Genomic DNA, 8659 nt, shown 5'->3' on the forward strand with positions numbered 1-8659 from the left:
GTTCTGGCCGCGCTGGCATGGCTGACGGATCGATCGACACCGGCCTGCAGGCCGAACGTACCGAGCTGGCCTGGCGTCGCACGCAGGTCTCGCTGCTGCTCGTCGCCTGCCTGGCTCTGCGCGGCCAGGCTCCATCGCTGGTGCTGATCGCCCTCGCCGCCGCCGGCATCCTCTGGCTGCAGCAAGGTCGGCGCTACCAGCGCAGCCTGGCGATGCTGCGCGACGAGTGTGGCCGCGCCCATCCGCACATGGTGCTCGGCACCGGCCTGGTGCTGCTGGCGATGGCCGTGCTGGCCATGCTCAAGGCGGTGCGCACGATTCCCTACTGACCCCAGCCTACCGGGCTCGTTGGCCTGGACCTATGGAGACCACGACCATGATCACTCCTTCGGAGCGGGACTATCGCGCCCGGCATTTCTCTCACCCAAGCGGAGCGCACATCCATGAGATTTGCTAAGAAGACTCGTTGGCGCCTGGGCCTCGTCGTCATGCTCGTGCTGCTGAGCGGCCTGGCCACCCAGCGCGTGATGCAGCAGGCGCGGGAAACGGCCCAGGCCTACCTGTTCGCCTACCCGCTGGTGTTGATGGAGCTGACCAAGCAGCATCAGCAGCTGCTCGGCACCACCGCTATCAACGGCTTGCGTCACAGCCGGCGCTTTCCCGACGCGCGCTTCAACAGCGTGGTATCACCGAACGTCGACACCCTGTACAGCATCGTGCACTTCGATCTGCGCCAGGAGCCGGTGGTGATGAGCATTCCGGACACCAGTGGGCACTACTACATGATGCCGATCATGGATGCCTGGACCAATGTGGTGAGCAGCCCCGGTACGCGCACCATCGGCAGCCGCGCGCAAACCTATCTGGTCGTGGGGCCGACCTGGCGTGGCGAGGTGCCGGCCGGCATGCAGCCGATCCGCATCCCGACGCAGATGGCCTGGATGATCGGCCGCATCAAGAGCCGCGGCCCAGCCGATTACGCCGAGGTGCACGCTCTGCAGGACCGCTTCCGCGTCATGCCGCTGAGCGCCTGGCAGGGCCGCCCAGTTGCGCCCTTACCGACAGCCATGACCGAACTACCCACGCTGGACCGCGCCATGGGGCCGGACCGGCAGCTGGCCGGCTGGAGCCGCGAGGACTTCTTCGGCGCCTTCTGCCGACTGCTGGCCGACAACCCGGCCCGCGCCGAGGACGCGCCGATGCTCGCACGCATTCAGGCCACCGGCCTGCTCGACGAGGGCTGTGCACTGCAGCAGTCGCCACTGCAGCGTCTCGGCAGCGCACTGGGCTATCGCCGGGTGGTCGCCATGCTCAATGACAGCCAGCGCCTGATGGGTGAACGCAAGACCTACCAGGGCTGGCGCATCGGCTACGAGCTGGGCGAGTACGGCACCCGCTACGCGCAGCGCGCGCTGGTGGCCAAGATCGGGCTGGGTGCCAACTCCCCGGAAGATGCCATCTACCCGAACCTGCATACCGATACCGAGGACCGTCCGCTAGCGGGCAACAGACGCTACGTGCTGCACTTCGCCGCCGGACAATTGCCGCCGGTACGCGCCTTCTGGTCGCTGACCCTGTACGACGAGCGCCAGCTGCTTTCGGCCAACCCGCTCGACCGCTATGCCCTCGGTGACCGCGACGACCTGCACTACAACCCGGACGGCTCGCTGGATATCTTCGTCCAGCATCAGGCACCTACCGACCCGGCACAACACAGCAACTGGCTGCCAGCGCCCGAGGGTCGCTTCAACCTGTTCCTGCGCCTGTACTGGCCGCAGGCCGACGTGCTGGAAAGACGCTGGCTGCCGCCGGCAATCCGCACGCTGCCCTGACCGGAGTCCGCAGGCCCAGCCAGGCACGACGCCCCCACGCATTCGTCCGCTCCACTAGCGCACAGACAAACGAACGCCCCGCCCGGCCTGCACCGAGCGGGGCGTTCGTGCAGGCCTCAGGGCGTCACGAGGTTGAACTGCGGGTTCGCCTCGTCGAGGCCGCCGAGCAGCTTGAGCAACTTCAGGCGGCCGCTCGCGATCTCGATGCCACCAATGGTGGCCTCCTTGAGAAAACCGGTTTCCTTCAGCGCGATACGGTCGAGCAGCTCCTTGCTCATGCTCAGGTCGATGTCCGCCTGAGCATGGCGTGACTGCTTGCGATGGGTCAGCACACCGTTGCGCAGCGTCAGGGCATAGTCCTCGTCCAGATCGGTGAAGCGCCAGTTGATCGACAGGTCCTCGTCGGCGGCCTTCATCGCGTCGATGCGCACAGCCAGGTAATCGAAGAACATGCTCGGCGTCAGCGCCCGCACCATGTCCGGCGCACCATTGCGCGCCCGGGCCTCGGCCACGCCCGAGCGCAGCTCGTGCGCACCGCTCAGATAGACGTTGCGCCAGGTGGCGTTCTCGCTCTGGTAGCCGAGCTGCTCCAGCGTGTCGGCCTGCAGCTCGCGCGCCGCCGCATTGTCCGGCTCGGCGAACACCAGGTGGTTGAGCAGCTGCGCCGCCCAGCGGTAGTCGCCATCGGCGAAGGCCTGGTTGGCCGTCTTCAGCACTGCGTCGGCGCCGCCCATGGCGGCCACGTAGCGGCGCCCGGCATCTTCCGGCGGCAGCGGGTCGAGATTGGCCGGGTTGCCGTCGTAGAAGCCCATGTAGCGCTGGTACACCGCGCGTACGTTATGGCTGAGCGAGCCGTAGTAGTCGCGGCTGTACCACTTGCTGGCCAGGCGCGGCGGTAGCGACCGCAGCTCGGCGGCGATCTCGGTGGCAGTCAGCCCCTGATTGATCAGGCGCAGCGTCTGGCTGTCGAGAAAGGCATACATGTCGCGCTGATCGGCCAGGTATTCGCGGATCCGCTCGCCGCCCCAGGTCGGCCAGTGATGCTGGGCGAACAGCACCTCGGCCTGCTCGCCATAGCGCACCAGCGCCTCGTCCAGATAGTGGGCCCAGACCTTGGCGTCGCGCACCAGGGCGCCGCGCAGCGTCAGCACGTTGTGCTGGGTATGGGTGGCGTTCTCGGCCATGCACAGGGTCTTGAACTGCGGAAGGTACATGTTCATTTCCGCGGGCGCCTCGGTGCCGGGCGTAAGCTGGAATTCGATCTCCACACCATCGATCACGTGGGTCTCCAGCGGTTGAGCGATCAGCTCGGTGGGGGCGATCAGGGTCACGGTCGCGTTGCTCGGCGTGCCCTTGCCGAGGCCCGAGTCGACCTGACCGCGCTCGCCACGCGGCAGCAGCGCGCCGTACATGTACTGGGCGCGGCGCATCATCGCCGGGCCGGCCAGCACGTTCTCGCTGACCGCATGCTCGTAGAAGCCCTCCGGCGCGATCACCCTGACCTTGCCCGCCTTGACGTCGGCTTCGTCGATCACTCCGCGTACACCGCCGAAGTGATCGACATGCGAATGGCTGTAGATCACCGCTCGCACCGGCTTGCGCGGGCGGTGCTGGTAATAGAGCTCGAGCCCGGCACGGGCGGTCTCGGTGCTGATCAGGGGGTCGATCAGGATCAGGCCGCTGTCGCCCTCGATGATCGTCATGTTGGACAGGTCCATGCCGCGAATCTGGTAGATGCGCTCACGCACCTCGAACAGCCCGGCCATGTTGTTCAGCTGCCCCATGCGCCACAGGCTGGGGTTGACGCTGGCGGGCGCGCCGTTGCCATCGAGGAAGTTGTACGCCAGGCGATCCCAGACCACCTGCCCCTTGGCATTTTCGACCACCCCGGTGAAGGGGGCGATCAGGCCGCGCCGGGCATCCTCGAAACTGCTTCGGTCCTCGAAGGGCAGGCGCTGCAACCAGGCCTGATTGCTTTCGCGGGTACTTTCGCTGGCGGCTTTGGAAGCGGAGGCGTCGGCGAGGATCGCGCCGGAAAAGGTGAGCGCCATGGCCAAGGCGTTAAGGCGGAAAATAGGCATGAAAGGCCTCGTGCTGTTCTTGTTGGAGTGGACGCTTGCGTGATTCGCAGCCGACTCTAGGGTTCGCTCCCCGCAGGCGCCAATATCAGAGAGGGATAACGGCCATAGCAGCTTGCAATGGCCGCACGGATGGCGGGCTTCCCGGTCCGGTTCAACGGCGGCGGCGACGGTACCCAACGGGCGTTTTACGCTAAGCATCTGAGCGCAAAACAATTTTCTTCGCCCAAACGGTTGACAGCAGGGTTTCTGCCGGTAGAATGCCGCCCCACAGACGCGGGATGGAGCAGTCTGGTAGCTCGTCGGGCTCATAACCCGAAGGTCGTAGGTTCAAATCCTGCTCCCGCAACCAGCTTCACGAAAAGGCCACTCAATCGAGTGGCCTTTTTGCTTGGGCGAAAATTAATGTTTTCGATCAAAAGCAATAAATCGATTGACAACACTTTAAGCAAGCGTAGAATTGCCGACGCGGGATGGAGCAGTCTGGTAGCTCGTCGGGCTCATAACCCGAAGGTCGTAGGTTCAAATCCTGCTCCCGCAACCACCTTCAGATAAAGGCCACTCAATCGAGTGGCCTTTTTCGTTTCCGCTCATTGATCTCCCTCAGTTTTCCTCAAGCCAAACGGACCTATGCTCGCCATACCTGCCGCACACGCAGGGGATTGACCGAGGAAAATCTGATGAACTGGAAGAACACGCCCTCCCGCTATGGCAGCCTGTCCGTCGGCCTGCACTGGCTGATGCTGATTCTGCTCGCTGCCGTCTACGCCTGCATCGAACTCAAGGGTAACTTCCCCAAGGGCAGCGACACTCGCGAGCTGCTCAAGCAGTGGCACTTCATGCTCGGCCTGACGGTGTTTGCACTGGTCTGGCTGCGCCTGCTGGCGCGCCTGATCGCCCCGACACCGCGAATCGAGCCGCCGCTGCCCGCCTGGCAGGCCATACCGGCGCAGCTGATGCATGCCGCCCTGTACGCCCTGATGATCGGCGCACCACTGGCCGGCTGGCTGGTTCTCAGCGCCGCCGGCAAACCCATCCCCTTCTTCGGCCTGGAACTGCCGGCGCTGATCGATGCGAACCGGGATCTGGCCGGCCGGATCAAGGAACTGCACGAGCTGGCCGGCACGACCGGTTACTGGCTGATCGGCCTGCATGCCCTCGCCGGGCTGTATCACCATTATGTGGTGCGCGATAACACCCTGATCCGCATGCTGCCCCGACGCAATTGAGGTGACGGCGCCTCTGTTCAAGTGCCCAAACCGCCGCTAGAATTGCGCACTTTTTGATCAGAGGCGCCGGACAGGCGCCCATCGAGGTTAGCCCGCATGTCCACCGCCACACCGAAAGTCGGCTTCGTTTCCCTGGGTTGCCCCAAGGCCACCGTCGACTCCGAACGCATCCTGACCCAGCTGCGCATGGAAGGTTACGAAATCGTACCGACCTACCAGGATGCCGACGTGGTGGTGGTCAATACCTGCGGCTTCATCGACAGCGCCAAGGCCGAGTCTCTGGACGCCATCGGCGAGGCCATCGCCGAGAACGGCAAGGTGATCGTCACCGGCTGCATGGGCGTGGCCGAGGACAGCATCCGCGACGTGCACCCCAGCGTACTGGCCGTCACCGGCCCGCAGCAGTACGAGCAGGTGGTCAGCGCGGTGCATGAAGTGGTCCCGCCGAAGACCGAGCACAACCCGCTGATCGACCTGGTGCCGCCGCAGGGCATCAAGCTCACGCCGCGTCACTACGCCTACCTGAAGATTTCCGAAGGCTGCAACCACAGCTGCAGTTTCTGCATCATCCCGTCGATGCGCGGCAAGCTGGTCAGCCGCCCGGTGGGCGATGTGCTCAGCGAGGCCGAGCGCCTGGTCAAGGCCGGGGTCAAGGAGCTGCTGGTGATCAGCCAGGACACCAGCGCCTACGGCGTCGACATGAAGTACAAGCTGGACTTCTGGAACGGCCAGCCGGTGAAGACGCGCATGCTCGAGCTGTGCGAGGCGCTGTCGTCGATGGGCGTGTGGGTGCGCCTGCACTACGTCTACCCCTACCCCAACGTCGACGACGTGATCCCGCTGATGGCCGCCGGCAAGCTGCTGCCGTACCTGGATATCCCGTTCCAGCACGCCAGCCCGAAAGTGCTCAAGTCGATGAAGCGTCCGGCCTTCGAAGACAAGACCCTGGCACGCATCAAGAAGTGGCGCGAGATCTGCCCGGAGCTGACCATCCGCTCCACCTTCATCGTCGGTTTCCCCGGCGAGACCGAAGAAGACTTCCAGTACCTGCTGGACTGGCTGACCGAGGCGCAGCTCGACCGCGTCGGCTGCTTCCAGTATTCGCCGGTTGAAGGCGCGCCGGCCAACGATCTGGGCCTGGAGCCGGTACCGGATGACGTCAAGCAGGAACGCTGGGAGCGTTTCATGGCGCATCAGCAGGCGATCAGCTCGGCACGCCTGCAGGCCAAGATCGGCCTGGAAATGGACGTGCTGGTCGATGAAGTGGACGGCGAAGGTGCGGTGGCTCGCTCCTGGGCCGATGCCCCTGAGATCGACGGCAGCGTGTTCATCGACTCCACCGCCGTCAAGCCGGGCGACAAGGTGCGCGTGCGCATCGTCGACGCCGATGAATACGACATGTGGGGCGAGCTGGTGTAAGCCACTACAGCACGTGCGCGAACCCCGCTCCGGCGGGGTTCGTGCTTTTTGCACTAGCGCAACGGCGCGCCCCAGGGGCGATAGCGCAAGGAGAACACGCTCGTGGCGTGACAGGCGGGGTACAGGCGTTTGGGCTCGGTCGGCTCGGCGCGAAACGGCTCGCCATCAGCACTGACCTGGCGAAACGCCTCGCGGACGATGCCGATGCTGCAGGGCAGCGCCTGACCATAGGCACGGCGCACCGCCTTCGGCAGGCTGGCGGTGCCCTCGCCGTCCTGCCACCAGAGCGTCAATCCGAGGCCGTGCAGATCGCCCAGCCAGGCCGCATACACCTCGGGGCTCAAGCGCGCGGCGCTGTAGGCGCTCAGGTGCAGAGGGGCATCCAGCTTGCCGGCAAGGTCCTTCAACTGACGGCGCAATACCTGGCGACGCTCGCCGGCCTGAAACTGCACGTCATCCAGTTCCATCGGCAGGTACCAGCCGGCCACCGGCAGTTTCCACTGTTCGCGCAGCAGCCGCTGCTGCGCCAGAGAAAGCCCCAGCTGGTACTGCCAGTAGGCCTCCAGGCCGGGACCATCCAGCTCCTGCTGACGCTGGTAGTAGGCCGGGTCCATGTACAGCCCCAGCACCAGCTGCAGCCCCTGCTCGTGGGCAGCCCGCAGACTGTTGGCCAACCAGCCGTCGCGCCCGCCGAAATCCGATTCGCCGTACAGGGTCCACTGCACCATCAGCACCTTGACGCCACCGTCGGCGCTGGTCCGCCAGATGTCCCGCCAGGTCCGCTGATCCAGGCGGCTGTCGGCGTTCAACGGCTGGAAGAACAGGCGCTCGTCGGCCTGCAGATCGGCGGCGCACAGCACCAGCAGGAACATGATCATCAGTTGGCGCATCAGAAATTCACCTCCACGCCCAGCAACCAGCCGTCAGCGCGCTCGTAAAGGTTGCCGGCCAGGCCCCACTGATATTCACCACGCACGGTGACCCGAGCCGGGTAGGCGTTGTAACGGCTGTCGCCGTACCAGAGTTGCCAGCGCAGCCCGACCCCGGTGCGCAGATCCTGGCGCCAGTCATTGTTCGGGTCCTGGGCGCTGAACTCGATGAGCCCGTATGGCATCAGGGTCTGGGCGCTCTCGGTGTGCAACTTCCAGGCGTGCCCCTGCTGAAAGCGCGACAGCCAGGCGTGGTCCCCGGCACGGGTCCACCAGGCGGCATCGAGGTAGAGAAAGCGCTCGTTCCAGCGCCCCTCGTCGACCCGCCAGTCGTTGCGCCAGTCCCCCTGATCAAGGAAGGAGGCGGTGGCGCGCAGCAGCAGATCGGTGCTGACGCGCCCCTTGCGCACGTGATCGTTCAGGGCGTCGGAAACCTCGCCGGGGTTGAGCCACTGGCCGAGGCTGAAACCGTCGAAGTCGGCGTCGTCCAGCTCGCTTTGCGCATACAGCTCGCCATACAGGTTGAGATTCTGCGTGCCGATGGGCCGATAACGCAGGCCCAGCCCCAGGCCCAGCGAGCGGCCGTAGCGGTGGCGACCATCGCCGCCCAGCAGCGCCCGACCGTAGACCGACAACGAACGCCCGGCACGGCTCGGCTCCTCACCCAGGGCATGGTCCCAGACGGCCATCTGCACATTGCTCGAGGCCGCACGGCGCTCCTCACCGGAGCGGCTGCCGTCATCACGCAGGATGTCGTTGGTCGCCACGCCAGCCGGCGACCAGGTACTGGCCAGGGTGAAACTGTCACGCCGCGACAGCGTTTCATGGGCCCTGCGCTGGCGGTAGCGCCGCGCCTCCAGGCTGCCGTACTCGTCAGCGCCGGCCACCGGGTTCTGCTCCCGATCGATCACCCGGCGCAGTTCGCGGCGCGCGGCGGCACTGTCCTCGGCCTCGTCATAACGCCAGGCCAGTGTCTCGCCGATGCGGTAGTCCTCGGGAAAGTCGCGCGTGGCACGCTCCAGCAGCGCAATGGCGCGGCGGCGCTGCTCGGCACTGGGTGACGCCGCCAGGCGCATGCCGTAGTCGGCGTTGTAGCGCGGATGGTCCGGCTCGAGGCGCACGGCCTCGGCCAGCCATGCACTGCTCTGCGGCAGGTCACCGGCCTGCTGGGC

At 65.7% G+C, this 8659-nt stretch carries 6 protein-coding genes, 2 tRNA genes and 1 pseudogene; 6 read left to right on the forward strand and 3 right to left on the reverse strand.

The window, feature by feature from the left end:
- Together N7333_RS22895 and N7333_RS22900 are read left to right on the forward strand one after the other, a co-directional pair.
- On the forward strand, positions 1 to 329 hold a 329-nt coding region (locus tag N7333_RS22895; protein WP_347815298.1), incomplete at its 5' end, for a DUF202 domain-containing protein.
- 114 nt (positions 330 to 443) lie between these two features.
- Positions 444 to 1832, forward strand: a complete 1389-nt coding sequence (locus N7333_RS22900) for a DUF1254 domain-containing protein (protein ID WP_129482070.1) — start codon at positions 444 to 446, stop codon at positions 1830 to 1832.
- 116 nt (positions 1833 to 1948) lie between these two features.
- Here N7333_RS22900 and N7333_RS22905 read toward each other — a convergent pair whose 3' ends face one another.
- Complete coding sequence (locus tag N7333_RS22905) at positions 1949 to 3913, reverse strand: alkyl sulfatase dimerization domain-containing protein (RefSeq protein WP_129482069.1); 1965 nt, start codon at positions 3911 to 3913, stop codon at positions 1949 to 1951.
- A gap of 272 nt (positions 3914 to 4185) precedes the next feature.
- Between N7333_RS22905 and N7333_RS22910 the strand changes: the two genes are divergently transcribed.
- From N7333_RS22910 to rimO, 4 genes are all read left to right on the forward strand, one after another.
- A tRNA-Met gene (locus N7333_RS22910) sits at positions 4186 to 4262 on the forward strand.
- A gap of 115 nt (positions 4263 to 4377) precedes the next feature.
- Positions 4378 to 4454: transfer RNA gene (locus N7333_RS22915), tRNA-Met, on the forward strand.
- 136 nt (positions 4455 to 4590) lie between these two features.
- Entirely contained in the window at positions 4591 to 5139 is a 549-nt protein-coding gene (locus tag N7333_RS22920) for a cytochrome b (RefSeq protein ID WP_129482068.1), read from the forward strand.
- A 96-nt stretch (positions 5140 to 5235) separates the two neighbouring features.
- Positions 5236 to 6558 (forward strand): 30S ribosomal protein S12 methylthiotransferase RimO, encoded by a 1323-nt coding sequence (gene rimO, locus N7333_RS22925; RefSeq protein ID WP_012018228.1) that lies wholly within the window; start codon positions 5236 to 5238, stop codon positions 6556 to 6558.
- 53 nt (positions 6559 to 6611) lie between these two features.
- On the opposite strand, the gene N7333_RS22930 is transcribed toward rimO, so the two are convergent.
- Together N7333_RS22930 and N7333_RS22935 are read right to left on the reverse strand one after the other, a co-directional pair.
- Entirely contained in the window at positions 6612 to 7448 is an 837-nt protein-coding gene (locus tag N7333_RS22930; RefSeq protein WP_129482067.1) for a DUF4434 family protein, read from the reverse strand.
- Positions 7448 to 8659, reverse strand: a pseudogene (locus tag N7333_RS22935) (phage receptor); the annotation flags it as partial. The pseudogene N7333_RS22935 and the gene N7333_RS22930, both read right to left, overlap by 1 nt.

It is taken from the genome of Pseudomonas sp. GD04158 (assembly GCF_029834875.1).
GTDB lineage: Bacteria > Pseudomonadota > Gammaproteobacteria > Pseudomonadales > Pseudomonadaceae > Aquipseudomonas > Aquipseudomonas hydrolytica.

What these genes read in the sequence shown, in the direction of transcription:
- N7333_RS22900 (WP_129482070.1), top strand. Translation starts at nt 444, where the DNA reads ATGAGATTTGCTAAGAAGACTCGTTGGCGCCTGGGCCTCGTCGTCATG.
- N7333_RS22905 (WP_129482069.1), bottom strand. Translation starts at nt 3,913, where the DNA reads ATGCCTATTTTCCGCCTTAACGCCTTGGCCATGGCGCTCACCTTTTCC.
- N7333_RS22920 (WP_129482068.1), top strand. Translation starts at nt 4,591, where the DNA reads ATGAACTGGAAGAACACGCCCTCCCGCTATGGCAGCCTGTCCGTCGGC.
- rimO (WP_012018228.1), top strand. Translation starts at nt 5,236, where the DNA reads ATGTCCACCGCCACACCGAAAGTCGGCTTCGTTTCCCTGGGTTGCCCC.
- N7333_RS22930 (WP_129482067.1), bottom strand. Translation starts at nt 7,448, where the DNA reads ATGCGCCAACTGATGATCATGTTCCTGCTGGTGCTGTGCGCCGCCGAT.